Genomic DNA, 26,353 nt, shown 5'->3' with positions numbered 1-26,353 from the left:
CAGTTTTTGGTTTGAAACCCTCTCATCTCCCAGAACATCCGTCTGTAGGAATTGGCACCTTTTCAACGGTAGTCTAATGAGAACATTGTTGATAGGTTGTCGAGGCATCGTCGGGCCGTTCCCTCCGCCTCTCTGGATAAGAGCGCCTTGCAGGGCTATTGAATTGTGGCGGCAGTGTACCACATGGAGAGGGGTTGAGTCAATTTTATTGCCGCTCCCAACGGATGAGGATCAAGAGTCTTGCAAGTGGCTGGGTATCGGGTTCTCACTCAAGTAATTTTTAGGCAGGGAGGTATAGAGGTTCTCCGGGTAGTATGGTGGCGCGTTGTTTTCTGCCTGCGCGAGAACCACAAGCATATCGCGAAGGGATGGAAAGAACCATTTTAGCATCTTCGAGTATCCGCGATGAGCATACGTATCGACAATTTCCGCGGCGCGTATCGAATAGCCGCAACCGGTTAATATCTGGGTCAATTCATCCAGCGTCCATTCCCGGTTGTGGCGGCCGTACACGCCATAACCCGAGTAGGGATGATAGATATTTTGCCTGTTTTTAAGCAGGGCAAGGATATTGCGCAATACAAGCACGTTGGGGGTCGTGATCAATAACTTGCCGCCGGGCTTGAGCACGCGATGGATTTCCATCAGCATATGCGTAGGGTCAAGCGCCAGGTGCTCGATGATTTCCCAGCACAACACGGTATCGAAACTATGGTCGGGGTATGGGTAACGGTCCAGTTCGACGTTGAAGGTCTGATACTTAAACACATGCTCCTCGCCGATGGCGGGCTTTGTGAGTTTGATCGAACTTTCAGACGGTTCTCCGGGAATAACCGCATTTGACAGGGACAACGAGTACGGAAAATACTTTTTCAGCAACAAGGTGGTGAAATAAGGCGCCGCCCCCAGTTCTAACAGCCTCTCGCCCTGATTTCCAGACGGTATAAAGCGCAGGGATTCGTGAAAACGATGCGCGTGGGCGTCTAAATACCGCTGATTCTCCTCCTGCCAGTTTTCGCCGCCTTCTTGAGAAAAACCCGTTAGATATTGACGAATCTCTGAGATTGTCGGTGTAGGCGTTGTCATCTAACCTCCATGGATAAATACGTTACTTTACTTTGCTTGATCTCGGATATTGAATTGTAGGATCGTTTCTATCTCTCGTTTACCAGCCTTCGGCTTTTGCCTTTGAGCCGGGGTATCTTTGCTTAATTTCTCTTCCTCGTCATTATAACCTTTCCATGGCGATCAATCGTTGCGGATAGATGGTAGATCGCTCTTTCGAATCCTTCGCGCAGGGACAGTAAGTAGGTAGGTAACATTCAGTAGTTCTCCTCAACAGAGTTGATTTCCCGCCGCTTTATATCAAGACGCGGAAGATTATTCCAGATGTGCCTATGCAGATTCTCATAAGCCTCGTTGAGGAGAGTTTTCAACTGGGTTGATGATTTTTGGAAATAAAACAACCTCCGCGTGGAGGTTGTTTTTTGTTGAGTTACAGATAGATGTAGTAACTGCTCAGCGATTTTCAACGAGCGGGGCTAAAGCTACCTGATTTCGACAAGCTCAATCCAAGGCTCAGCATGTGGAAGCCCCTTCGGGGCTGGCGTAATGAGTCCGCTTGAGCGGACTTTCATGAACTGAGGCAGGATGCTACGCGACCCGCCGAAACCTCATGCGGCAGACGGTTCCAGTATTTGAATCGATTCGTCTGCGAGCCACGCCGCGTATTGCAGAGCCTGACGAACGTCTTCCTCCTCGAGATAGGGATAATCCTTCACGATCTCGGCGGCATTCATCCCGTTAGCGACGAGATTAACGACCAAGGCGCCCGCCCATCACTAACGGATCGAATGTGATGCGATTGAATTGGGTCATGGTTTTAATCTCCAAATTTCAGTATATCGCAAACAGCAGAGTCTTATTTTGGCGATGGAGTAGGTGAAATTGAACTGCCTTTCGGCTAATCATTTAGACGTTTTCTTCGCCGCCTTCTTCGTCTTGCCGACTCTCCGATACGGCGGCATATCAATCACGCAGATCTGACACTTGCCCGTATCCAGCAACTTATTCCACAAACTCGGGTAACTCTTCGCAAACGACTCGGGGTCAAGCGTGGACGTGATCACCGTCGGCAGGTTGGCGTAGTAGCGGTGATTCAAAATCTGGTGCAGTTTATCCTCTGCCCACACGGAACTGATTCCGCTTTCTTTCAGGTCGTCGAGCATGAGCAGGGGTGTGGTGCGGATTTCGTAGGAACGGCGATCAAACGTCACGTCCGAGTTGGGGCGAAAGGTGGCTTTGAGATAATCCAACAGAGTCGATACTTCCGCAAGGATCGCTTGTCCGCCGAGGAGCAGGCGATAATTCCCAACCGCCGCGGCGAGATGCGTCTTGCCTGAGTGCGATCCGCCGAGGATCACCAGCCAGCCGTTGGGACCCTCCGCAAAATGGACAGCCGCATCCAGCGCCTCGTGCAAGCGCTTGATGTGTTGCGCGGTGACTTTCTCGCGCACGATCTCTTTGTCTTTGACGGGACGTCCGTAACGATCTTGTCGCTCCTTCGTGATCGTCGTGACAATTTCCTTGCCGACCTCATCGTCGCGTGTTTCAAAATTGCCAAATGACAAGTCCTTGATGTGCGAAAGCGACAGCATCGAGATGCCAGGGTTGCTTGTCTCGGTGGGACGGCGGAAGTCGGGCGCGGTGATGCGGATGTATTTCACGAACTCCGCATCCTGCAAACGCGAACGGATGCGGCTCTCGACTTCATCCAGAATCAAATTCGTCGTGATGACCGTCGGGAGTTTGTTGATGTACCGCGCGTTGATGATCTGGAATAGTTTTTCCTGCGCCCATGGGGTTGCGTTCTGTGTGCCGAAATCATCCATCACGAGCAAGTCTGCGGTGCGGATGGTTTCAAAGCGTTCCTCAAAAGTTGTTTCGGGGTCGGCATACGCGAAGCGAAGTGAATCGAGCAGATCGGGGACAGTGATAAACAACGTCGGCACGCCGCGTTGCACGCATTCATTTGCAATCGCCGCGGCGAGATGCGTCTTGCCGCATCCGTACGAGCCTTCGAGCAACAACCATCCGCTCAATGTTTTTGCAAAATGTTCCGAAGCGTCGAGCGCGTCGCGCAGACTCGCCACTTCCTGCGGCGAGACAAATTCCGCTTTGGGGTTGCCCGACGAGTTGAAATTCGCAAACGTGAGATGACTCAGCCGTTCGAGATTGCTCATCTCGTACAAACGCTGGCGCGCGTTGTCCGCGATCTCATTCGCGCGGCACACGCACGGTTCAAGCCGACCGAATTTTTCGTGTCCCACTGGCACGTCCACGCGCAAGAAGCCCACGCCTCCGCAGTATGGGCAATCGGGCTTACCGAGCAACGGCGCGACGTTATCCATCGAGATATTCGGCGAACTCGCTTTTTGTGTAGCGCTCAGAACCTTGTCGAGCGTCCCGTTGATTCGTTTTTCCATGCCTGCCTTCATCTTTCCATCGTTTCAAAATCGCTTCGCAATATTTCCAATTGCGTTTGTTATTTTTCACCGCGAGCTCGATCGCCTCGGCGATCCACTCCGCATGATACGTCCCTTCCGCATCTTTCAACGCGTCCGCGATCATCGGCGTCAGCGGACCGATATTCTCCTCGTACAACCGAAACACATTCGGTCGCTCCATCGGCGGCGCAGAAACAACACTGGATGGATTCCACTTTCCACTTTCTATCGCTTGGATTCCCGCCCGTCCCCTCGGAGAATTCAACAGGAAGTAAACCACCGCTTCTCTTTCGACCGTCAGCAGGCTCCCGCGTTTGACGGCTTTCTCCAGCCCGCGCTTGATCTCCTCCGCCCCCAGCCCCAACTCCTTCACATCGAAATCCATCTTCGTCAACGCCCGAAACGGACTGTCCATATGCTCCGCGCGCCAGAGAAAATACAGCGTCACTTTCAACTCCGCCGCATCGTCAATCTCTTTCAACAACTCGTGAAAGAACTTATCAGGCAGAGAAATGAATGTCTCGGAGTCGGTAAATCCACGGAAAGTCTTCATAACCTTCATCTACGCAATACGCAGTACGCAATACTTCGTACTCCGTACTGCGTATCCCGTAACTCGTATCATTCGTTAGGTTTAAACACCCTCGTCGCCGCATTCTCGAATTTCGCCAACGCGCCGCGGAAGACCAGCTCCACGCTCCCAACGGGACCATTACGATGCTTCGCCACAATGATCTCAGCCACGTTTTGCTTCACCGTATCTTTCTCGTACTGGTCGGGACGATAGATGAACATCACGATGTCGGCGTCCTGCTCTAAAGATCCCGATTCTCTCAAATCCGATAGCACAGGACGTTTATCCGAGCGTTGCTCCACCGCGCGACTCAGCTGCGCCGCCGCAAGGACGGGTACATTCAACTCGCGCGCCAGCACTTTGAGATTGCGCGAGATGTATGAAACTTCCTGCACGCGGTTATCGGTGCGCGTGTCGCCGCCCATGAGTTGGAGGTAATCAATGATGATGAGGTCGAGACCAAACTCAAGGTGAAGTCTTCTGCATTTTGTTCTTAATTGCAAAGGCGTGATCGCGGGCGTGTCGTCGAGATAAATGTGCGTATCGCCGAACACTTCAATCGAGTGTGTGAACAGGGGCCACTCGTTCTCTTGCAACTTTCCCGTCCGCAGACGTTGCGAGTCGATTCCCGTCTCTTGCGCGATCAATCTCTGCACAACTTGTTCGTTGGACATTTCCAATGAAAAAATAGCCACATGCTTTTTGTGTGTCAACCCCGCGTTCTTTGCGATGGAAAGAAGAAAGCCCGTTTTACCCTGGCCAGGTCGGCCCGCGATAATCAACAGGTCCGATGGTTGTAAACCCGTGAGCATTTTGTCGAGGTCAATGAATCCCGTCGGCACACCGACAATTTTATCGGGGCGTTTGGCGAGCGTATCAATTCGGTCATAATACTCGCTCAACACATTGGAGATCGGCTGAAGGTCGTGTTTGAGCCGCCGCTCGCTGACGTTGAAGACCGCCTTCTCCGCCTCATCCATCACATCGTCAACGTTCGTCTTCTCGTTGTACGCAATCGAAGCGATCTTGTTCGCCGCGTCGATCATCTTGCGACGGATCGAATGTCCCTCCACAATGTGCCCGTACGATTCCGCGTTGAGCGACGACGGCACTTGATTCACCAACGCGGTGAGGTACGCGGGTCCGCCGAGTTCGCCGAGTTGACCGCGCTTGTCGAGTTCGTTCGAAACAGTCAGCAGGTCGATGGGGATGCGTTGTTCGTGCAGGCTCGTGAACGATTCCCAGATCCACTTGTGACGGTGGATGTAAAAATCGTCCGCGCTCAAAAACTGCGCGACATCGTAATACACCTCAGGGTTAATGAACACCGCCCCAACGACGGCTTCTTCGGCTTCGCGGCTATGCGGCACTACCGTTGATGCGGCGGGGGCAGTTTCATTGGGCAGGAAGTCGTTCATTTTTTCTTTGGCTTTTTCGGTTTATCGGAAGAGTCGTCCTCGGATTTATTTTCATCGGGTTTATCGAAGTTGAGTTTATCCAAAAAATTTTCGAAGACGGATAAACGCTCGGCTCCTTCTTTCGACAGGGGAGCTGGTTCGCTTTTCTGCGGCGGAATCTCCCCTTCGGGCATATCCTGCTCAGGGACGATGCTCGCCACGTCCATCACGCTCGCGTGGACGAGGATCGGCACGTGCGCCCGCACCGACAACGCGATCGCGTCCGACGAGCGCGAGTCGATCCGCACTTCTTTACCGTTCACATCCGCGATGATCGCGCCGTAATAAGTATCGTTCTCCAGCTTGACGATCTCGATGCGCGTGATGCGCGCGTTGAATGCGTTGAACACATTCTTGAGCAGGTCATGCGTAAGCGGACGGCTCACTTCCACTTCCTGTAACGCGACCGTGATCGCCTCCGCTTCATACACGCCGACCCAGATGGGTAAATAGCGATCTTCGTTAACTTGTTTCAGCACAACCAAGCGGTTGGGCGTCATCAAGTGAACGCGGACGCTGTCTATTTGCACTTCGATCATGTTTGCCATGGGAAACTCCAAACGAGTTTTTCTATTGTACACCATTCAATGATGGATGTCATTGCAGTTACAACACCCCCGTCATTGCGAGAAGGCTCGCTCTGAGCGGAGCGAGTGACAACGAGCGCAGACGAAGAGCAGCCGACGAAGCAATGACGGAAAAATTATTTTGTTGCAAGAATGATGAAACGGGGCTATAATCCCGCCCTGTCACCGGGGACTTTTCCCTAGTTGATCGGAGAATGACGTATCGGTAAGCGCATGGCGCTGAGAGCGCCAGGGTCGTTATGTCACATCCGCAACGAATCATTCGGGGCGTGGCGCAGCCCGGTAGCGCACTTGCATGGGGTGCAAGGGGTCGCAGGTTCAAATCCTGTCGCCCCGACTGAATCCGATACGACGGCAGTTGAACTGCCGTCGTATCTATTTAGAGAGACCTGTGAGGTCTTTTTGATAAAAACATGACTCCCGAATTCATCCCCATCTCCTCCTTCAACCGCAAAGCCCTGCTCGGATTTGTGTTATCCATTCTCGCCGTCCTCGCGTTGTGCGCGGGCTTCTTGCCCGTCCCACTCACCGCGCTGATCTGTTACCCGCCGGGCTTTGTCCTTTCCCTCGCCGCGCTGATCCTCGGATTCATCGCCCTCCGCGAAACCCGCACCGACGGCACAAACGGACGCGCGCTCGCGTTATTCGCAGTCTGGGCAGGCGGTGTTACCTTGCTTGCCATGTTATGTTTTGTTACGGCGGGCGTGTTGCTCTTCCCGTATATTTCTCAAACCGTTCAACAAATGATTGAGCAAGCTAGACCTTAACGCTCACTGATAAACTTCCTTGCAAAGCCTTCTTGCTTCGATTATCCTTGCGCTTGGGAGTGGTTAGGTCCCGGTGGGCTTCCTGGTCTTCAAAACCTGTGGTGGGACGCGTTGCGTGCCGCGGTGGGTTCGACTCCCATCCACTCTCGCCTAGACTACCCATGTCATCCTGAGCGAAGCGAAGGATCTCCAACACGACCAGCAAGACTCTTCGGTCGCTATCGCTCCCTCAGAGTGACATGATGCCAACAAGGAAACACATGTCCCTCCCCGAAATCGAAATTCTCACCTCCCACGTTTCAAAAATCTTCCGCGTTGACGATGTGACCGCGGGCGACCCGCGCGAGTGGATCGTCCGTTATCGCGGACACCTGCTCGGCGAAGACACTGTCGCCGCGTACGATCAACTCGCCGACGCGGTTCGCGGCTTCAACCTCACCCCGTTGTTCAGAAAAGGCGAAGACGGCAGGCAAGTCATTTTTCTTGTGCAAAGCCTCCCAACGCCGCGGACGAATACGCGGGTACACATCAACATCATCCTTTTTATTCTCACGATCATCAGCATGTTGCTCACGGGGGTTGAAATTCCCCCAAGCGCCGTGCCAGCGGACGGATCGTTTCCCTTCATGTATCTGCTCCTCAATATTCTTTCGGGCTGGCCCTTCGCGCTGAGCATGATGGGTATTTTGTTCGCCCATGAAATGGGACATTACATTGCTTGTCGCATTTATAAAGTCCCTGCCACGTTGCCGTATTTTTTGCCCGCGCCGATGATCAGCCCGTTGGGGACGTTTGGCGCGTTTATCGCCATGCGCGGCATCCCGAAGAACAAACGTGTGCTGTTTGATGTGGGCGTGGCGGGACCGATCGCGGGTCTCATCGTCGCGCTTCCCGTTCTGTTCATCGGATTGTCGCTTTCGAATTTGGGTCCAATTCAACATGCGCCTGAAGGTATGTCTGGTTTCCTCGAAGGGAATTCGATCTTTTACCTGTTTTCTAAGTTCATGGTGTTCGGTCAATTGTTGCCCGCGCCCGTCAGCACCGGCGGATTGTCGCAAGCCGTGTATTGGCTTCAATATTTTTTCTCAGGTTCGCCCATTCCCTTCGGCGGCATGGACGTGCAACTTCATTCGGTCGCGCTCGCTGGCTGGGCGGGACTGCTCGTCACCGCGTTGAATCTCATCCCAGTTGGGACGCTCGATGGCGGTCACGTGGCGTACGGCTTGTTCGGCGATAAAGCGCGGAAGATTTTTCCCTTCGCCATCGGAACGTTGATCGCGTTGAGCATTCTCCCATCCCTGCTGACTCTTTCGCTCGAATCGTTCAACTTCAGTTGGCTTCTGTGGGTGTTCATCTTGTACTGGCTGGGCAACGTCCGCGCACAGCCGCTTGACGACATCACCGAACTCGACTCCCGCCGCCGCGTGTTGGGATTTGTGATGCTCATCGTTTTTGTTTTGCTCTTCACCCCGATCCCGATGATGGCGTATTGATGACTCCCAATCCCGAAGGGATGGTAGGATTCTAGATGAAGATGAAATGACACGAAATCCCGAAGGGATGACATAGCGACCAATGTATGTCATCCCTTCGGGATTTGAAATTTTCATATCGTCATCTATAATCATGCGACCCCTTCGGGGTCGTTGACGCTATAATCTAATTTATGCGAGTTTCAATGCCAATCAGAAAATTCCTCACCGTATTTTTGTTATTCATTTTCATTATTTCCGCCTGCGCACCGACCTCAACCGACTCAACTACGCAAACGCCTCGTCCGAGCGCGACGCCAAATATTGAAGACGTGAAAACGCCGACGCCTGCCGCGAGCCAGCTTGGCGTCGAGAAAGAAGCGTTGCGCGGGAAGCAGGTCAACGTCTGGCATCCATGGTTCGGCGCGGAGGCGAGTCTGTTCGAGTCGCAAGTCGAAAAATTTAATTCGACGAATGAGTGGGGCATCGTCGTCAACGCGGAATCAAAAGATAATTACAACGAAATTTTTTCGCAGACCTCCGCCGCGCTGGAGGAGTCCAGCAATCCGCAAATTGTGATCGCGTTGCCCGAGCACGCGCTCGCGTGGGGCGACGATGTGCTTGACCTGAATCCATACGCGCATGATGTCGAGTTTGGAATGAGCGCGCTCGACATGTCGGATTTTGCGAACGTGATCTGGCGGCAGGATGAAGTGGACGGCAAACGATTCGGCGCGCCCGCGCAACGGACAGCGCGCTTCATTCTCTACAATTCAACTTGGGCGCGCCAACTTGGGTTTGACTCGCCGCCTCAAAATTCTTCCGAGTTTGAGGCGCAAGCCTGCGCGGCGCACATCGCGCTCACGAAAGATTCCGATACCGCCAACGATTCGCTCGGCGGCTGGTTGATCGACGCGGACGCGCACAACGCGCTTTCGTGGATGTTCGCCTTCAACGGCGGCGCGCAAGAGGCAGATGGTTATCGTTTCCTCGCGCCCGGCAACATTGACGCGTTCAAATATTTGAAATCACTGCAACAAAAAAGTTGCGCGTGGGTCGCGTCGCCCGATCTCTCTGTGTATGATCGTTTCGCGGCGCGGCAGGCATTGTTCGTCACCGCGAGCCTCGAAGAATTTCCGAATCTCTCCCGCGCGTTTTCTGCCGCGAGCAACACCGACGAATGGATCGCCCTCCCATTCCCCGGCGCCGATCGCGACGCGCTCGTCGTCTACGGCTCGTCGTTCATCGTGTTCAATTCGGACGACGCGACTCAACTCGCCTCGTGGCTGTTCATCCGCTGGATGCTTTCCTCGGAGACTCAAGCGGACTGGGTGAGAAGCACGGGACTTTTCCCGCTTCGTTCCTCGACGGTGGACCTGCTCGCCGATTATTCAGCCGATCATCCCCAGTGGGCAGAAGCAGTGACGTATCTATCAAGCGGCGAAGTGACACCGCAACTTTCATCATGGCGGCTCGTACGAGTCATGTTGGAAGATGGTTTCCGTGATATGTTTGACACCATCCGCCATCCCGATCTGACAGAGGGGCAGGTGCCTGTCATTTTGACTCAGATGGATCAGACAGCGGAAGAGTTGTCGAAGTAAGTCGCGCTGAGCGGAGCGAGCCGTTAGGCGAGCGCAGACGAAGCGTCCTTCGTCTGCGGACTTCGCAACGAACGCTCAGTCCTCCGCTCAGGACGGAAGGAGTTAATATGTCCCAATCACAATATCGCGCGCGGCAGGTTGCCGCGAAGACGCATGAGGTCGTTGAATACGACCACGATGATTCAAAGCCCGGCAAGCCATTGCACATCATGGTGCCCGGCGGACTCGTCGCGTTGGGCGCGTTAGGCACGATCATCCTTGTCGCTTATCTCACCTGGATTGAAACCCGGCTTGATCAAAGCACAGGGCTGATTCTGATCGGCTTGCTCTTTCCATTTTATGTCGGCGGCGTGTTCCTGTTCAGTTATGGCTATGAGTTGTACAACATCCCTCGCGCAATTCGATTAACCGCGATCATTGTGTTCCTCACGTTGGCGGCGGTGGTGATCGTCGCTGTGTTGTTCTTCGTGTTGGGCGAGTCGAAAGGCGGCGGCTCGTCGCGGTCTTCGGGATCGAAATCAAAGGTGTCGTCAGGCGGATCGAAATCCAGTTCGGTTTCTTCGAGCGGATGGAACGCGCCGAATCTTGGAAATGTTGTCGTTTTAGGCGGCGGTGGGACACGCACACGCGAAGTGACCAAAGAAGTTGTGAAAGAAGTGGAAGTGCCGGTTGCACCGCGTTCGATCAATTGTCCGAGTTGTAATCGCGGATATGTGCCTTCTGAGGAAAAATATATTTGTCCCAGTTGCGGCGCGCCGACTCCACAAGAGTTGATCGAGGAGTCCGAGAAGCCGAGGAGCAGAGAGTAATTGGTAAGCCTGCCCTGAGCTTGTCGAAGGGTGGTAATTAGAGATTTGAGACTGGCGGCTGAAAGAGCGGAGAATTAGAGGATTGGAGAATTGAGAGTTGGGAGTAGAGACTGGAAATTTGAGATTGGAGACTGGAGATTGGAGATTGATTCATGAAGTTCATGCACATCAGTGGTGAATTCACGAAAAGGAAGTGTAATTGTCAGACTCGATCAATTCTGCTAGAGGAATTGCGCGCATTGGGGTTTCAATTTTGAAGATAGATTCCAAAGATATCCATGAGAGAGGTGGAGAGCGGGTTGGTTAGAAGAGGTTGTGTGAATGGTATTCGTATATAATGGTTGTCTTGATGATTGCTCCCTGAACTGAAATGACAATTTCCGTAGCGCAGAACCCGAATAATTTGAATGGATAAGGTTGATGTCCGCCCGTCAGTGTAAATTGATGTTTGGCTTGTGGAGTCTACAGGGATTTATTGCCTTCCTGTGGATCGTCATGATTCCGACGGATGCGGAAAACCCCGCGCTTTTCGGTTTTTCCCCCGCGCGCTTGATGTTGATGAGCGCCGCGCTCGCCCCTGCGGCGTTGTTTGCTGTACTGTCGCTCAGATACAAGGTTTTGGAGCGGCAGCCTTTCTGGTTGAAGATTATACAGCGCGAGGCGTTTTGGGACGCATTGTATGTTGCTTCTGTTGTGGTCGTGCTTTCTTCGATCCTTAGTTTGGAACTATTTAATTTACTTCACCATTCTTCTAGATATGAAGCTTACGCGCTTAGAATACAGCCGTTACAACTCTGGTTTGGTCTTTGCGGGCTTGAATGTGCATTCTTGATCGGGCGGAACAGATATGAACAAGTTAAAGGTATTTTTGACCTGTGGCGCCCTGTTTTTATTGGCTTCGTCGCCGCGCTTGGTCTATTTGTCATTTTGGGCTTTCTGATAATTATTACCGGAGTTGGTATCACTCCGATTGATAACTTAGGCGGACCACCGGTCCCTTATTTTGAATGGCAAATTCTGTTTGTTTTATTCATCATTGGAGTCATTGCTTATTTATCTCGCGCAAAGTTATTGATCAACATATCTTGGGCGCCTTTGTTGATCTACGCGCTTACTGTGTTTATTTGGTGGAGCCAGCCTATCAACCCTGGCTTTACCGCGACGCCTCCGCGCGCGCCTAATTTTGAAATTTATCCTTTTTCTGATCCTCTTTTCTACGCTCAATATGCCCAATCAGCATTGACCGGGAACGGCTTTCATTGGCCCGAAATTCCCTCGCGACCGTTTTACGACGCTTTGTTAACCTGGTTTCACTTGCTTGGAAACCAAAGTTATCTCCGTGTCATATTCGTTCAGTCATTGTTACTTGCGTTTTTTCCTGTCATACTCTACCTGTTGGGCAGGGAGATTGGCGGATGGCCCCTGGGCGTGGGACTTTCGCTATTGACGATCTTCCGCGACGTGAATTCTAACGGCGCTGTTCTACTTGCCAATAATGTTACAAATTCCAAATTGTTTCTCTCGGAATTGCCTACGGCGCTGTTCATCAGCCTGGCTACGTTGTTGTTGTTTCTTTGGCTGCGGTCTATCCATAGACCTGTCTGGCTTTCCGCATTGATAGGCGGAGTGATCGGAGTCGCCGTTCTTATTCGGTTGCAAAGTGTTGTGTTTATTTTTGTGGCGATCGCCATAACGTTTCTTATGTTTTCTGATCGTAAGCAATGGCTCATTAACACATTATTATTAGTCACGGGACTTGGCGTAGTCGTTGCCCCATGGTTCGCGCGGAATTATTTAGCCGCTGGCGGTTTCGTTTTGGACAATCCGCTATCTCAGACAATGACAATGGCGCGTCGGTGGAGCGGCAGTTGGGGCAACGAAATACTACCTCGCCTTCCGGGTGAAAATGACGCGCAGTACTCGAGCCGGCTCACGCAGATGACATTCAAGAGCCTTCTGCAGCATCCAGGTTATATTTTAGGCACGGCTGCCGATCATTTTGTCGATAATACGATCACGAGTCTTTTAGCGTTCCCGGTGCGCGATGAATTGCTTTCCCCAACCGAACTATTTTTGCCGCAACATGCGTTTTGGGATTTGCCGTTCACGAGCGAGCGGGTCTCGCGTCTTGCCATTAACATTATATTTTTTTCCCTGGGGCTTTCCGCGGCTTGGCGGCGGCTGGGGCTGATCGGGCTATTTCCTCTTTGCCTGGGTATTGTTTACAACTTGTGGACTTCGCTATTCTTTAGTTCGGGTGCGCGCTTTATTATCCCAGTAGATTGGGGTTTTCATCTATACCAATTCTTTGGCATATTGTTGTTATGTGGACTCCTTCTCTCTTTTACAAAAATTGGGAAAGACAGTTTGAAGTATTGGCTCCCGATGCGGAACGGCGCTGGCTTATCCTTGCCATCCCTGCCTTCTTTCACCCGTCGAAATTTAATCGGAAGTTTTCTGTTGCTGTTGGTTTTAGGTGGTTTTACGCCAACGACCGAATTTGTTTTTCCGCAAAAATACCCTCCAAAATCACAAAAAGAAATCCTCGAGCAAATCGGAGCAACAGCGCAACCTGGAGAGATCGCGCTGTATGGCCGCGCAATTTACCCTCGATATTACGCGGCGGGGGATGGAGAGCCTGAAACGGCAAAGTTGGGCTACGAAATAAGCGAAACCCCGCGCCTGGTATTTTATCTGACGGGTCCCAATCACTATTTGGTGATCTTTAATTTAGAGTATTCGCCGGAGTATTTCCCCAACTTGTCAGATGTCTATATGGTAGGCAAACAAGTCGATGGATACTTTTCTCCGCGTGCGGTGTTTGTGACAAAGGATGGTCGCGCCGAAATGTATGAAATGACCGATCAATGAATGCGCTATATATGGGAATTAATTCATGATAGAAAATCATAAGTGGGTAGTTTGGGGAACGCCCTTCATATTTTTGATCATATTGTTCCTTTCGTTTGGATTAATGATCCCGTGGCTGGGGCATGAATTCGACGAATGGCATTTTGTTTACTATGCTACTCGCGGCGCGCAAGGCTTGACTGAAATATTTAACTACGACGGTCACCCCCAGGCAGTATGGTCGTATATTCCTAGTTTCTACTTGTTGGGCTATAACCCTGTTGCCTGGCATCTCTATTCGTTACTCTGGCGCTGGCTAGCAGTTCTCTCTTTTTGGTTATGTCTGAAGCGAATCTGGCCCGATTACCACCGTCAGACTTTTTTCGCCTCCGCTTTATTTGCGATTCACCCGGTCTTCACATTACAAATTTTCCCGATTTCGTTTTATGAAATATGGCTAGGGTATGTATTATTGTTTTTATCTTTCTTGTTTACGATCCTTGCTGTCCAGGATCTTAAAAGAAGCCGAATATTTACGATCATTTCGGTTGCGTTGGCGCTTGGACACATATTTACGTCAGAATATACATGGTTCGTTGAGTTGATGCGCCCCGCATTGATTTGGCTTGCCCTTCCTTCCGATGAGAGACCGGGGAAGAAAATCATTCATATCGCCAAAACATGGGTGCCCACAGGGGCTATTTTTGTTTCTGCAGTAGTATGGAGAGGCTTTTTTTATACCCCGTTGCGTAAATCTTTTCAGGTTCAGAGCGATCTGTTTGCAGATCCCATAAGAACCATTCTCGTATGGACCGCGAATTTCTTGCCCGATGCAAGTATCGTGCTTGTTACTTCCTGGTACAAAACCTTTAGTTCAGAATACATGTATCTGGCTCGGCCCTTCAACCTTGCTTTAATTCTATTGCTGATTCTGATATTGATCGCCGGGAGTATGTACCTGCGTCAAGTTGATCGCTTATCGCAAAACCCTGAACAATGGTCAACCCAGGCTGTTTTCTTGGGCTTGCCCAGCCTCTTATTTGGAATTCTCCCGTTTTATATTGCGTCCTATTCAATCCAGTGGACGGAGCCCCCATATAATTCGCGGTTAGCCCTGGGCATGTTGCCGGGCGCGGCTCTTATTTCCGTCGCAGTGATCGAACGAATCGTTTCTAAACAAAACCACAAGAAATTCATGATCTTGATGATTCTTGGCGCGGCGATCACTTGGCACATTCGATATACAAATGACTATAGAAAAGTGTGGGAGTATCAGTCTAACTTTCTTCAGCAACTGATATGGAGGGCTCCAGGAATAGAAGGGAATACAGCGTTATTTGTTTGGCAGCCCTCCCTGCCCGATATTGGCAACTCGGAGGCTAACTTTGCGTTTTATGGAGATTTCTCCCTTAGTCTGGCTGTAAATTCATTGTATGAACCAAATCCGGTTGCTGCTGAAAACAGACTATCGTACTGGTATTATTTCGTATCGGGTGAATCCGCCACTGGAATGGATAATAGCCCGTTGCGAATGGAGCACGCAACAACCTATTTTGAGGGAAATTCATCCGATAGTTTGTTCTTTTATTATGACCCACGAAACGATCGCTGTTTGCACTTGGTTACTCCTGAAGATCAGTATTATAAGCAGTATCCGGGGACCATCAAAGAAATTGCATCACAGGTCGCGGTTGATAGAATTCTCCCGGAAACAAGACAAAATATAAACCTGCGAGACGATATCTTTAACAGCGGAAAGAAAACCTGGTGTTACTTTTATCAAAAAGCTGAATTAGCGCGTCAATATCAACAATGGGACGAAATCAAGCCGTTGTGGAATGGCGCAGTTAGTAATAATCTGCAAACGACAATTGGCGTGGAGTATATTCCTTTTATTGATGGCTTTGCTCATCTTTCTGATTGGCAGATGGCGGCAGAGTTGACAGTATCAGCCAACAAACTCTCGAAAGCCATGAGTTCTATCCTTTGCCCTCTTTGGAACGAAATAGAACAAACAACATTCGATTCAGTGAAAAGAGACGAAACGATCAGGCAGGTCGAAATAGAACTTGAATGCGCCAGCCCGTAACCATTCCAAGTCTCATCCGTTTAGCTGTTGCTTCCAGTGATTACCGCCTTGGGGTGGCGATGTCGCTTTTGTTCGATTATTGTGGCGCCATATTTTGATTCGATCTTCTCCTCTGGATAATAAGTGTGACTGCGTTTTTGAATGTGGTAAAATCTCGCTCGCACGCGGGAGTCGCCAAGTGGTAAGGCATCAGCCTTCCAAGCTGATATTCGTGGGTTCGAATCCCATCTCCCGCTCAAGTTCGGTGAGCAGTGATCAGTTTGTCAGTTATCAGTAGAAATTACTGTTGCGCTGATTGCTGATCACTGATTACTTTATCACTGAAACGAGGGCCCATGGCGCAGCGGTTAGCGCAGGCGACTCATAATCGCTTGGTCGTAGGTTCGAATCCTACTGGGCCCACTTTCAATTTACGATTTCAGATTGACGATTTTCGATTATGGATGGACGATTTGTGCCGCGCTGGATGGCGGCATTTTGTGTTAACATGAGAACCAGATTTGGCTTGCCATGAAAAAGATTTCCATCGTAATTCCCGTCTATTTCAACGAATCCAACCTGCCTGATACCATTCCTCAACTTCTTTCCTTGGAGGAGAAACTCGCGGAGTATTCTCTCGAACTTGTTTTTGTGGACGACGGCTCAGGAGATCGCTCGCTTGACGTTCTGCGGGACTATCAATCCCGGAGCCCGGAGAGAATCAAAGTCGTCAAGTTGACTCGCAACTTCGGTTCGATGTCCGCTATTCAGGCTGGGTTCACGGTGGCGACCGGCGACTGCGTCGGCATGATCTCCGCCGACTTGCAGGATCCGCCGGAGATATTTCTGGACATGATCTCTCACTGGGAAAAGGGGAGCAAAGCCGTCTTCGCCGTTCGGCAGGATAGGGAGGAGCATCTAGTTCAAAAGATGTTGTCCAATACCTATTATTCGCTGATCCGAAAGTTCGCGCTTGCCGATTACCCCAACGGCGGATTTGACTTTTTCCTCGTTGACCGTCAGGTGGCTGCCGACCTCAACCGCATTCAAGAGAAAAACACGAACATCATGACCCTCGTCTACTGGCTGGGATATAAACCTGTGATGATTCCCTACATCCGCAGGCAAAGGACAAAAGGAAAATCCCGCTGGACGCTGGCAAAGAAAGTCAAACTTTTCATTGATACTTTTGTGGCTTTTTCCTTTGTCCCGATCCGCATCCTTTCCGCGCTGGGACTGCTCGTGGCGGTGGGGTCATTCATCTATGGCGGCTACGTTTTGTTTTACTGGTATTTTTACGGGATCGAGGTCAAAGGCTATGTGCCGATTGTTGTCGCGCTGGCGTTTAACTCGGGTTTGCAAATGGCAATGCTCGGCGTGTTAGGCGAATACCTGTGGCGCACACTCGACGAAGTCCGCCGGCGACCTCAATTTGTGATTGACGAAATTTATCAAGAACCTCAACAGGCAGACTCTGAAAAATAAGAAAGTGGCGAAACCTGTGCGCAAAAGGCTTCTTCGCCACAGAGATCATAGAGAAAAAATCTCAAAATCTCTGTGCGCTCTGTGGCTTCACGCGCCAAAGCCGCCACTCCAAAAATAACGGAGATTGAATGGCTGATTTTTTTTCACATCCGAATTCAATTGTTGAGTCCACGCAGGTCGGAAAAGCGACGCGCGTGTGGGCGTTTGCCCACGTGTTACCCGGCGCGGTGATCGGCGAAGACTGTAACATTTGCGACCATGTCTTCATTGAAAATGACGTGGTGGTTGGGGATCGAGTCACGGTCAAATGCGGCGTGCAGTTATGGGACGGCATCCGCCTGGAAGACGATGTGTTCGTGGGACCGAACGCCACGTTCACGAATGATCCGTTTCCCCGCAGTAAAAAATATCCGCAGGAATTTTCCAGAATCGTCGTTCAAAAAGGCGCTTCGATCGGCGCGAATGCGACCATCTTGCCCGGCATCACGATCGGGCAAAATGCGATGGTGGGCGCGGGAGCGGTGGTCACAAGGGATGTTCCTCCGAACTCAATCGTCATGGGCAACCCCGCGCGGATCGTGAACTATGTGACCGAAAGTTTTCACACCGAAGAGACTCTTGCGCAACCCGCGAGCGGGAATCAGGATCTGCCGGTGAAAGGCGGTGTGTTGATTCGCCTGCCCGAGATCACAGACCTGCGCGGCAGTTTGTCCTTTGCTGAATTTCCCGGTCTGCTTCCGTTCGAGCCGCGCCGTTTTTTTATGATCTACGATGTGCCGAGCAAGGACGTGCGCGGCGAACATGCTCACAAGGAATTGCATCAACTTCTTGTGTGCATCAAAGGCGCGTGTTCTGTTGTGTTGGATGACGGAAACGTTCGCGCCGAAGTGAGGCTGGACAAGCCGACCCTCGGGCTTCACATCCCGCCGATGGTTTGGGCGACCCAGTACAAATTCACGTCCGACGCGGCTCTTCTCGTGTTCGCCTCCGATGTGTACAAAGCCGATGATTACATCCGCAATTACAACGAATATTTGGAATCGGTTTCCAAATGAAAACATCCGTTCCTTTTCTCGATATGAAAGCGCAGTACGATGAACTGCGAGAGGAAATCGATCAGGCGTATCAGCGCGTGATGGATTCGGGTTGGTATATTCTCAGCGACGAAGTGCGCGCGTTCGAGCAGGAATTTGCAGATCGTATCGGCGTCAAGCATTGTGTGGGTGTAGGCAATGGACTTGAAGCGCTTCAATTAATTTTCATGGCGTATGGAATTGGCGCGGGGGATGAAGTGATCGTGCCGTCCAACACGTACATCGCGTCGTGGCTGTCGGTCTCCTATGCTGGAGCGACACCGATTCCCGTCGAACCGAATCCGTTGACTCACAACAGTGATCCGTCGCGTATCGCCCAAGCCATCACCAAGCGGACGAAGGCGATCATGCCGGTGCATCTATATGGTCAGCCAACGGAGATGACTGAAATTTGGAAACTTGCCGAGGGACATGGACTGCGCATTGTGGAAGATTCCGCGCAAGCGCACGGCGTGAAGTACATGGACAAGATGGCGGGAAATTTAGGCACTGCCGCCGCGTTCAGTTTTTATCCCACAAAGAATCTCGGCGCGTTCGGCGACGCAGGCGCGGTAACCACCAACGATGATGAACTGGCGGACAAAATTCGCGTGTTGCGAAATTACGGATCGCGTAAAAAATATTACAACGAGGTGAGGGGACATAACTCGCGGCTCGACCCATTGCAAGCCGCGTTCTTGCGCGTGAAGTTGAAATATCTCGATGAATGGAATATGCGTCGAGCGAAACTTGCCAGTTACTATTGCGAACGCCTCAACGGACTGCCCGGGCTTGGCTTGCCGATCACCGCGCCGCAGACGGAACATGGCTGGCACATCTTCGTCGTTACCCACGATAATCGCGATAAACTCAAATCATATCTTGATGAACACGGCGTGGACACGTTGATTCACTATCCCGTCCCGCCGCATCTGTCTAAAGCGTATGCCGACCTCGGTTACAAAGCGGGCGATTTTCCTCTTGCAGAAAAACTTGCAAACACTGTGTTGAGCCTGCCGATCGGTCCGCATGTGACACGAGAACAAGCCGATGTTGTGATCGAACGGATCAGGGAGTTTTGCCTCTCAAGCAGGTCGTGACTTGACGATGGAAAAGCGGTCTTTCATCCGCAAGAAGAACTTCTCAAATGCTTCGTATGAGATGACAGACATAATCACCGTGATCAGAAACGAAAGCAATAGCCCGGCGACACGATACGGAAGATCGCTGGACGGGTCTATGTTCTGTTTGATAACTTGATAAGCAAGATAAATCCCCAACTTGTGATACACATATAACCCATACGATATCTTTCCAAGGTAGGCGAGCGGCTTGACCCTGAGCAGGGGCGAGAGCGCCCAAAGATTTCCTTGCGTCAGCGAATGGATGATGAGCGATGTGCCGATTCCCACGAGCGGATAGGTTAGCATCAAGTCCCATTGAATCTTTGTCACATTAGGCAGCTGTGTTACCTGCCACAGCGCGAGGATGCCGAGCGCCAGCCAGATGAGATTCGGGATTTTCTTCAACGGCTTATCGAGTACGCCAAGCCCGATGACGATTCCCCCAAGTACGGAATCAAAATGGGAAAACGGCAACACCCAAATATCGGGATGGTTCGTGCCGCGATAGATCATGAAGGCGCGGATGAACGTCCCGAGCAAACCCATGCCCAGCAGAATCAAACCTGCGACAGACGTCTTTCGACGATATAAAAATAGCAAGACCCACGGGATGAATAAATAGACCTGTTCTTCGTATGAAATAGTCCATAGGTGATTTGAGTAGAGGATTGCGTTGTTGTATCCCCAACGCGCCGCCATGAAGTTGTCGGTAAAGGTCAACATTCCCAGCGCGCGCGTGGTCAACGAGTTGCTCCACCCCTCCTGTTGAACCGTCAATGTGACTGCGATAAGGAAGAACAACACATACAGGGGCCAGATGCGGAATGCGCGGCGGATATAAAAATTCTTGACCGTTACGGTTCCTGTCGCTTGGTATTCTGCATACAACAACCGCGAGAATAAAAAAGCGGAGAGGCATAGAAACAGATCAACGCCCATCCAACCGTACTTTGCAACGACCTCCCAGGATGGAATAAGGGCTGAGTATCCCGCGTGATGGATAAGCACCAACAAGAAGGCAAAAAAACGCAGGCTGTCGAGTTCGGGAATATAAAATCCGCTTTTTTTCATTGGCATTTCATAAGGACATCGCTTACGCAGTTGGCGGGCAGTTGTACTGCCGCCGCCGCAGTGCAACTACGGCGCAACAGGTTCAACTGCGTAAATCCGAAAGGATAAGTTTTTTCACACAGAACGCCCGATATGTTATCATGGTTTCAACCCCGAGGAATCATGTCGCCTTATATTGCCACTCTTCTTACCTTTGCCATTGCCATCGCCTTCCTCCGCCTCATGGATTTTCTCGCCCATCGCGGCGTGATCGAAAGCCGGTTGAGTCGAAAACTCATCCACATCGGCACGGGTCCCATCTTTGTCTTGTGCTGGCTCATGTTTACCGATGTGTCCATCTCTCGCTGGCTTGCCGCGCTCGTGCCGCTGGTCATCACACTTCAATTCGCGCTGGTCGGCTTGGGCATCATCAAAGACGAAGCCGCGGTTAAAGCCATGTCGCGGACGGGCGATCCGCGCGAGATCTTGCGCGGTCCGCTATTTTATGGGATCGTGTTTGTCGCCATGACGTTGATCTACTGGAAGGATTCGCTCATCGGCATCCCCGCCTTGATGATCCTCTGCGGCGGCGACGGGATCGCCGACATCGTGGGGCGCCGCGTCAATTCTCCGAAGTGGTTCTGGTCGCGCGAAAAAAGCGTTGCCGGCTCCCTCAGCGTTTTCCTCGGCGGCTGGCTGTTGACCATGTTCATCTTCACAATTTACGTGTGGCTGGGCGCGTTCAGCGGACCCACCACGCGCTTTGTTATCCCTGTTGCTCTTGTAGCGTTAGCGGCAACGCTGATCGAGTCGCTTCCGTTCAAAGATATTGACAACATTACCATCGCTCTCGCTTGCGCGTTCATCGGACAACTCGTATTCTAGCAACATAATTACTCCCAAGCTTAAGGAATCAGCCACAGATTACACGGATTCTCGCGGATTTTAATTTTTCTGTCTCGAGTTGAGAAAGACTAAAGCCGACCAAATTGAAACTGGTCGGCTTTTTTCGTGTAAATTCGTGAAATCCGTGGCTAAAAGCTCGAAAGATTTAATTCAGGGTGAGTCATGTTTCAACCAACCTGCTCTTCCTCATCCTTTTTCAAAATCATCACGCGATAACTCTCGGCATACTTCATGCCTTTGTCTTTCGCTTCCTCCGCCGCCCAATCTGTTATCCATTTGCCGACTTCATCAACGGGAATTTGACTCGCGTGTTGTTGCAACGCTTTGATCTTCAGTTCCAACGTCTCGGTGATGTCAACCCACGTGTCCGACTTTTCCGAGCCGTGGACGTATAAGCGCTTCACCTCATGTGGTTCATACCCCGCTTCGAGCAGGTCCGTGAACATCAGCCGACTCCCCGCCGACGGGAAGACTGCCGTCGTTGCCGCCTCCGCCGAGGCGCGATGATCGGGGTGGTTGATATATTCATTGCCGTAAAACCACGCTTCGGGGTTGCCGCAGAGGACTGTATCAGGCTTGAATTGGCGGATGAGGCGCGTCAGGTCCTTGCGGAGTTGCATCGTCGGCTCCAATTCCCCATCGGGGTAGCGCATGAAAATCGTCTCTTTGACTCCAAGCACGGCGCATGCCGCGAGTTGTTCCTTTTCGCGCAGTTCAGCGAGTTCATTTTTGTGACGTCCATCCTTCGCGGGATCGTTCGACCCTGAATCGCCGCTGGTGATGACAACGCAAATAATTTCACATCCCGCCTTTGCCCATTTCGCCAGCGTGCCGCCGATGCCGAACTCCTGGTCGTCGGGGTGCGCTTGGATGGTCATTGCGATTCTTGGTGTGTACTCTTCTGGCATAAGTTCTCCTGTGATTCGCGCTGAGCGGAGGGTCGAGCGTTAGCGAGACCCGTAGTCGAAGCGCTTCTTTCCAACCACCAACATCTTATTTTGTATCTTGAACACTTTGAAAAACAATTTTACGAACGGCAATATTACATTGACAAGCAATTGCGACTTGAATAATTTCTTCAAATAAAATTCGTACGGGAAAGACAACTCGTGGAATTTATGCAAGTCGATCACTTCAAACCCAACGGACTCAAACAACCGCTTCATTTCGCTTGTCGAAAAGATCTGCTTGTGCCCGAACAAATGCGACGAGTACATCGCGTTCAAAAATGTCGGAAACCTGCCGCCGCTGAGACGGTACGTCAACGCGCCGAAACGGTGATAAAAACTATCGCGGCAGGGAGTATCGATCAGCAACAAGCCTCCCTGCTTCAACACCCTCGCCGCGGATTGCAACGTCTGCAACGGATAATTCACATGTTCGATCACATCCCACAACGTGACCGCGTCGAAGTGAGTCGCGTAGCCAGATTGCCAATACTCATTTTCTATCGGATGTTTCTCTATAACGAGTCCGTGTTTGACTTTGGCATAGCGCGCGCGGCTGTCGCTGAGTTCGATTCCGATCACCTCCGCGCCTTGTTGTTTCAACAATGAGAGAAATAATCCGCCGCCGCAACCGATGTCGAGTACTTTGGCATCTTGGAGGGGGAGGTGCGCTTTGACGATGTTCGCCTGGGTATCGAATTTTTTCGCGTTCGCTTGTAACTGCGTCTCGATGTACGCGGCAACTTCATCGGTCAGTTGGGAGGCGTCGACCTCAGGCGGGATGTCTTCCACAGGGTCGAGATAATCAATGAAATGGAATCCGTTTTTTGAAACGAAGACATTCGCATTTTTCAACTTGTATGCCAAACGCCCGCCCTCACGCGGATTCTTCTTCAGCGCGTCTATGTTTTCCATGGTCATAGGGAGCGATTGTAACCGAAATGCTGGAGACGACAGTTCAAACTCAAACTGTTGATCCAGCGGTTTTGGGGTCGGGAAATTAATAACTGCTGTTACGCAGTTGAAGTCAAGGCGGCTCTCGTAATGCGACATGTATGCCGCTCTTGCGGCGGAACAGCCTAAAACGCGAGATAAATCTCGCGTTACGACCATTAGATCGTTATGTATGGGTGAGATCGAGCCCGATGTTGATCGTCGCCGCATAACCGTTTGTGTGATCGCCTGCGATGTCGAGCAATAACTGGTCGCCGCCGTTGTTGAAGATGCCATCGGAGGCGTTGAACGTGTTGCGTTGCCCTCTCGCCGCGTAGGGTTGCGCGGAATACACTTGATCTGAAAGCGATTCGTCGAAGAAGAACTGCGATACGAACTCATACGCGTTCCCGTTTGCGCCCGTCGCGCGGATCATAAAGTGGATGTGAACCGTTCTGCCTGAATACCAGCCCGGATAAATGGTGAGGAACTGCGCCTTGCCTGTGGCGTCCGTCAGTTGATAGCCGCGCAAAAATTTTTGACCGACGGTGTTGAATGCCCGATCTGTTACGCCCGAATACACGCCAGCCGCGTCGCAGTGCCAGATGTCCACCTGAGCGCTTTCAATAGGGTTGCAACTGTTTTGCGACACATCGTACACGCCAATTGCCAGCGTCAGGGGCGCGCCTTCCTTTACCGAATTATCCGAAGGTTCAGCGCGGATGTCGGAACGATTCAATTGCTTATCCACGAAATACGGTCCAAGTGTTAACTCGGGGCGTACCACACAGGAAAGCGCCTCGGCAGTTGCAGGCAAGTTTTGCGTAGTTGGCGCGACTGTTGAAGTCAACGCGGGGAACAAGGTGCTTGTCAGTTGAGGAGCCGCGCACGACGCAAGAAATGCCGCGCCTCCCACGCCCAACAACTTGAGCATATCTCTTCGGCTGAGGATCAATCCTACGGGTTTGTCGTCGTTATCCATGAAATCTCCTTTTATATTTCGCAGTATCATACACAGAAGATTTTAGAACAGGATGAAAAACATCCATGTAGATTTCGCGCGGGCGTCACGACCGCGGCGCGGTTTCGAGCGGTTTGATGCGCTTCCAATTCCCAGCCGCGAATGCCGCCAGCCCAAGCAATTCCAAGATTCTTCCCGCGAAGACAAGCCCGGTCGCCGCCAGCAGACTCTGCCCAGCCGCGAGAAGTATGCCGCTATTCAATAACATAAATGCCGCCCAACTTAGTTTTTCGTTTCCACGCGGAGAGTCGCTTGAAAAACGGGGCGCGATCCAGAAGACCATGCCCATGGCTAATTGCGCCATCCAGCCCATGAACGCGAATTCGATATGCAGAGGCAATAAATTCCAAAGCGCTGGCAGGTACATAATTCCCTTATTTGCCAGCAACAGCCCGCCAACGGTAAACCCCAGCACGGCATAGATCAGCGATGCGCGAATAAAGTAAACGCTCAGGCGGGGCATCTATCGTTCCTTGACGCGGGTCCAGGTGTTGATGGCAAAGCCGACGCCGGCGAGCCATTGCAAAAGAGCGGAGGCGACCAACGTCCAGCCGGTCAACGCGGAGGGGGCGGCGGCGTTGATCGGTTCGGCGACAATCCGCAAAACCAGGCCCGCGTTGAACGTGATGAAGGTTGCCCAGCCCAGCCATTCGTGCCCGCGCGGTTTCGCAAGGTTGAATTTGGGGAACATCCAAAAAGCCACGCCGAAGATCAATTGCGTGAGCCAGCCGAAGGTGAGCATGTGAAAGTAGGCGGGGAAAAACCCGGTAAGGGGATTTCTTAACGGTAACGCCAGAAGTATTCCCGCGACGAGCGCGAAGAGCAAATACAAGAGGGCGGCTTTCAAGAACCATCGGGTAAGGGTTGGCATTAGGCGCTTTTCCTGTTGAGAACGGAATACACGGTCATGCCTAGAAACATCAGGATGGCGACTTCATTGAGCAACCCGCCAAATTTGCGGATCTCCACTTGATTGGTCAGGTCGCCTGTCACGCGCAGGAGCAGGGAAAGATGTAGAAGCGCGAGATGACCATAAAAAGCGGGATAAAAATTGATCGGCGCGCCTAGGATGGCGGGGAAGATGATCGGCGCGTGACCGAAGATCATGGACATCACGAAGCCGACAAAGACCGTGTGCAAGACCGCGTCGTATAGCGGACCCGCGTAGGTTGCGCCATACATTAATTGGAGTATCCCCCCGATGCCCATCCAGATGAATCCGCTGAAGAGGCAAAAGGCGATGTAACGAGTCAACGGGATGGGGTGACGGATGTTTCGCGCGGCGAGATCGTTCTTGAGAAACCATAGCGACAGCGCCAACATGACGAGTCCGCTGAGGCGCGCGCCCCAGTTTGCGTTGAACATGGAAAGGACCGTGCCGGCGAGAAGGGCGAGGGCGAGAACGCCGAAGATTTGAATCTGCCCGCGCGTGGGACGCAGGACGCGGCTGAGTTCGAGCCGTTCTCCGCCGATCGTCAAGATGAGATAGCAGATCCACCAATGCGCGAGTTGGTAGATGGGAAATCCAGAGATCCATAAGATGTTGCCGATTACCCAAGCCGCCATGCCGACCGCCATGGTGATGGTGTGGATGACGGGTTCGCGCCGCACCATCACGATCAGGATGAAAAGCGCGACAACACTGCCGAGGGTCATCAAGATGCCGCCGAGAGGCGGCGCAAACAGGAGGCTGACCCAGCCAACCCCGCAGGCGAGAGGCGCGGCGAACATCCATTTTCTGGAGCGAAGCGGAAGCCCCGCGTATTCGTTGCGGGGTGAGTTGATGGCGACCGCGCGTTCGAGCGGGATTAATACGCCGAGGAAACCGGAGATCATGAGCGGTCCGTGCGCGAGCGCGAGGGTGGGGAGGGTGGGGAGCGCCCAGCCTAAACGCAATAAGCCCGCCCACATGGCGAACAGCAGGGCAAGGATGGCAAGCGCGAGGAAGGGAATGAAGCGGGTTTGAAGTTTCATTGAGGCTGTTTCATCCTGTGGTTTGATTACCTTACACTTTCAAAATTGGGACGCTGATTCACGCTGAAAACGCAGATTTTCTCCCTTTGGAATCAGTGAAATCAGCGTTTTCACCTGCCCGTGCGGGCGGTGCAAAGGTCTGCGTC

Annotated in this window: 22 protein-coding genes, 4 tRNA genes, 1 pseudogene and 1 riboswitch; of the genes and pseudogenes, 14 read left to right on the top strand and 13 right to left on the bottom strand. The window is 51.8% G+C overall.

The window, feature by feature from the left end:
- Window positions 1-19 precede the first annotated feature (19 nt).
- Window positions 20-143, bottom strand: a riboswitch (SAM riboswitch).
- A gap of 88 nt (window positions 144-231) precedes the next feature.
- The 6 genes and pseudogenes from IPM31_16255 to IPM31_16230 all read right to left on the bottom strand — a co-directional run bounded on the left by IPM31_16255 (window position 232) and on the right by IPM31_16230 (window position 6,085).
- Entirely contained in the window at window positions 232-1,086 is an 855-nt protein-coding gene (locus IPM31_16255; protein ID MBK9008529.1) for a class I SAM-dependent methyltransferase, read from the bottom strand.
- Between the two features lie 587 nt (window positions 1,087-1,673).
- Window positions 1,674-1,878 (bottom strand): annotated as a pseudogene (locus IPM31_16250) (DUF433 domain-containing protein).
- An 89-nt stretch (window positions 1,879-1,967) separates the two neighbouring features.
- Entirely contained in the window at window positions 1,968-3,485 is a 1,518-nt protein-coding gene (locus IPM31_16245; GenBank protein MBK9008528.1) for an ATP-binding protein, read from the bottom strand.
- Complete coding sequence (locus IPM31_16240) at window positions 3,403-4,059, bottom strand: DnaD domain protein (GenBank protein ID MBK9008527.1); 657 nt, start codon at window positions 4,057-4,059, stop codon at window positions 3,403-3,405. Before IPM31_16240 ends, IPM31_16245 begins: the two co-directional genes overlap by 83 nt.
- A 68-nt stretch (window positions 4,060-4,127) precedes the next feature.
- On the bottom strand, window positions 4,128-5,498 hold the full coding sequence (gene dnaB / locus IPM31_16235; protein MBK9008526.1) for a replicative DNA helicase: 1,371 nt from the start codon (window positions 5,496-5,498) through the stop codon (window positions 4,128-4,130).
- Window positions 5,495-6,085, bottom strand: a complete 591-nt coding sequence (locus IPM31_16230; GenBank protein ID MBK9008525.1) for a bifunctional nuclease family protein — start codon at window positions 6,083-6,085, stop codon at window positions 5,495-5,497. The genes dnaB and IPM31_16230 overlap by 4 nt, the downstream gene beginning before the upstream one ends.
- 302 nt (window positions 6,086-6,387) lie before the next feature.
- Here IPM31_16230 and IPM31_16225 point away from each other — a divergent pair.
- From IPM31_16225 to IPM31_16165, 13 genes are all read left to right on the top strand, one after another.
- Window positions 6,388-6,461, top strand: a tRNA-Pro gene (locus IPM31_16225).
- A 76-nt stretch (window positions 6,462-6,537) separates the two neighbouring features.
- Window positions 6,538-6,891, top strand: coding sequence for a DUF4190 domain-containing protein (locus IPM31_16220; GenBank protein MBK9008524.1), 354 nt, complete (start codon window positions 6,538-6,540; stop codon window positions 6,889-6,891).
- A gap of 55 nt (window positions 6,892-6,946) precedes the next feature.
- A tRNA-Sec gene (locus IPM31_16215) sits at window positions 6,947-7,040 on the top strand.
- 111 nt (window positions 7,041-7,151) lie between these two features.
- A complete protein-coding gene (locus IPM31_16210; protein ID MBK9008523.1) occupies window positions 7,152-8,384 on the top strand; it encodes a site-2 protease family protein in 1,233 nt (410 codons plus the stop codon).
- Between the two features lie 185 nt (window positions 8,385-8,569).
- Window positions 8,570-9,967: an extracellular solute-binding protein gene (locus tag IPM31_16205; GenBank protein MBK9008522.1), complete on the top strand. Its 1,398-nt coding sequence runs from the start codon at window positions 8,570-8,572 to the stop codon at window positions 9,965-9,967.
- Window positions 9,968-10,074: 107 nt separating this feature from the next.
- Window positions 10,075-10,776, top strand: coding sequence for a hypothetical protein (locus tag IPM31_16200; protein MBK9008521.1), 702 nt, complete (start codon window positions 10,075-10,077; stop codon window positions 10,774-10,776).
- A 420-nt stretch (window positions 10,777-11,196) separates the two neighbouring features.
- Window positions 11,197-13,647, top strand: a complete 2,451-nt coding sequence (locus IPM31_16195; GenBank protein MBK9008520.1) for a hypothetical protein — start codon at window positions 11,197-11,199, stop codon at window positions 13,645-13,647.
- Between the two features lie 25 nt (window positions 13,648-13,672).
- Window positions 13,673-15,715, top strand: a complete 2,043-nt coding sequence (locus tag IPM31_16190; GenBank protein MBK9008519.1) for a hypothetical protein — start codon at window positions 13,673-13,675, stop codon at window positions 15,713-15,715.
- Window positions 15,716-15,879: 164 nt separating this feature from the next.
- A tRNA-Gly gene (locus IPM31_16185) sits at window positions 15,880-15,951 on the top strand.
- Window positions 15,952-16,044: 93 nt separating this feature from the next.
- Window positions 16,045-16,117 (top strand) — tRNA-Ile (locus tag IPM31_16180).
- Between the two features lie 108 nt (window positions 16,118-16,225).
- Window positions 16,226-17,179 carry a glycosyltransferase gene (locus IPM31_16175; protein ID MBK9008518.1) on the top strand — a complete coding sequence of 318 codons (954 nt, stop codon included), beginning with the start codon at window positions 16,226-16,228 and terminating at the stop codon, window positions 17,177-17,179.
- A 128-nt stretch (window positions 17,180-17,307) separates the two neighbouring features.
- Window positions 17,308-18,234: a WxcM-like domain-containing protein gene (locus IPM31_16170; protein ID MBK9008517.1), complete on the top strand. Its 927-nt coding sequence runs from the start codon at window positions 17,308-17,310 to the stop codon at window positions 18,232-18,234.
- On the top strand, window positions 18,231-19,352 hold the full coding sequence (locus IPM31_16165; protein ID MBK9008516.1) for a DegT/DnrJ/EryC1/StrS family aminotransferase: 1,122 nt from the start codon (window positions 18,231-18,233) through the stop codon (window positions 19,350-19,352). Before IPM31_16170 ends, IPM31_16165 begins: the two co-directional genes overlap by 4 nt.
- Here the strand turns inward: IPM31_16165 and IPM31_16160 are convergent.
- Entirely contained in the window at window positions 19,338-20,453 is a 1,116-nt protein-coding gene (locus tag IPM31_16160; protein ID MBK9008515.1) for an acyltransferase, read from the bottom strand. The two genes, IPM31_16165 and IPM31_16160, sit on opposite strands and share 15 nt — an antisense overlap.
- Window positions 20,454-20,609: 156 nt before the next feature.
- On the opposite strand from IPM31_16160, the gene IPM31_16155 reads away from it, so the two are divergent.
- Complete coding sequence (locus IPM31_16155; GenBank protein MBK9008514.1) at window positions 20,610-21,311, top strand: phosphatidate cytidylyltransferase; 702 nt, start codon at window positions 20,610-20,612, stop codon at window positions 21,309-21,311.
- A gap of 188 nt (window positions 21,312-21,499) precedes the next feature.
- On the opposite strand, the gene IPM31_16150 is transcribed toward IPM31_16155, so the two are convergent.
- The 6 genes from IPM31_16150 to IPM31_16125 all read right to left on the bottom strand — a co-directional run bounded on the left by IPM31_16150 (window position 21,500) and on the right by IPM31_16125 (window position 26,207).
- On the bottom strand, window positions 21,500-22,210 hold the full coding sequence (locus tag IPM31_16150) for a PIG-L family deacetylase (protein MBK9008513.1): 711 nt from the start codon (window positions 22,208-22,210) through the stop codon (window positions 21,500-21,502).
- 69 nt (window positions 22,211-22,279) lie between these two features.
- The gene (locus tag IPM31_16145; protein ID MBK9008512.1) at window positions 22,280-23,200 is read right to left on the bottom strand and encodes a class I SAM-dependent methyltransferase; all 921 of its coding nucleotides are present in this window, start codon (window positions 23,198-23,200) and stop codon (window positions 22,280-22,282) included.
- A gap of 199 nt (window positions 23,201-23,399) precedes the next feature.
- Window positions 23,400-24,194 carry an intradiol ring-cleavage dioxygenase gene (locus IPM31_16140; protein ID MBK9008511.1) on the bottom strand — a complete coding sequence of 265 codons (795 nt, stop codon included), beginning with the start codon at window positions 24,192-24,194 and terminating at the stop codon, window positions 23,400-23,402.
- Window positions 24,195-24,279: 85 nt separating this feature from the next.
- A complete protein-coding gene (locus tag IPM31_16135; GenBank protein ID MBK9008510.1) occupies window positions 24,280-24,696 on the bottom strand; it encodes a hypothetical protein in 417 nt (138 codons plus the stop codon).
- On the bottom strand, window positions 24,697-25,104 hold the full coding sequence (locus tag IPM31_16130; protein ID MBK9008509.1) for a hypothetical protein: 408 nt from the start codon (window positions 25,102-25,104) through the stop codon (window positions 24,697-24,699). It abuts the gene before it with no gap.
- A complete protein-coding gene (locus tag IPM31_16125) occupies window positions 25,104-26,207 on the bottom strand; it encodes a hypothetical protein (protein ID MBK9008508.1) in 1,104 nt (367 codons plus the stop codon). Before IPM31_16125 ends, IPM31_16130 begins: the two co-directional genes overlap by 1 nt.
- Window positions 26,208-26,353: the final 146 nt, after the last annotated feature.

Source organism: Candidatus Defluviilinea gracilis (assembly GCA_016716235.1).
GTDB lineage: Bacteria > Chloroflexota > Anaerolineae > Anaerolineales > Villigracilaceae > Defluviilinea > Defluviilinea gracilis.
This window is presented reverse-complemented; position numbering and strand designations above follow the sequence as displayed.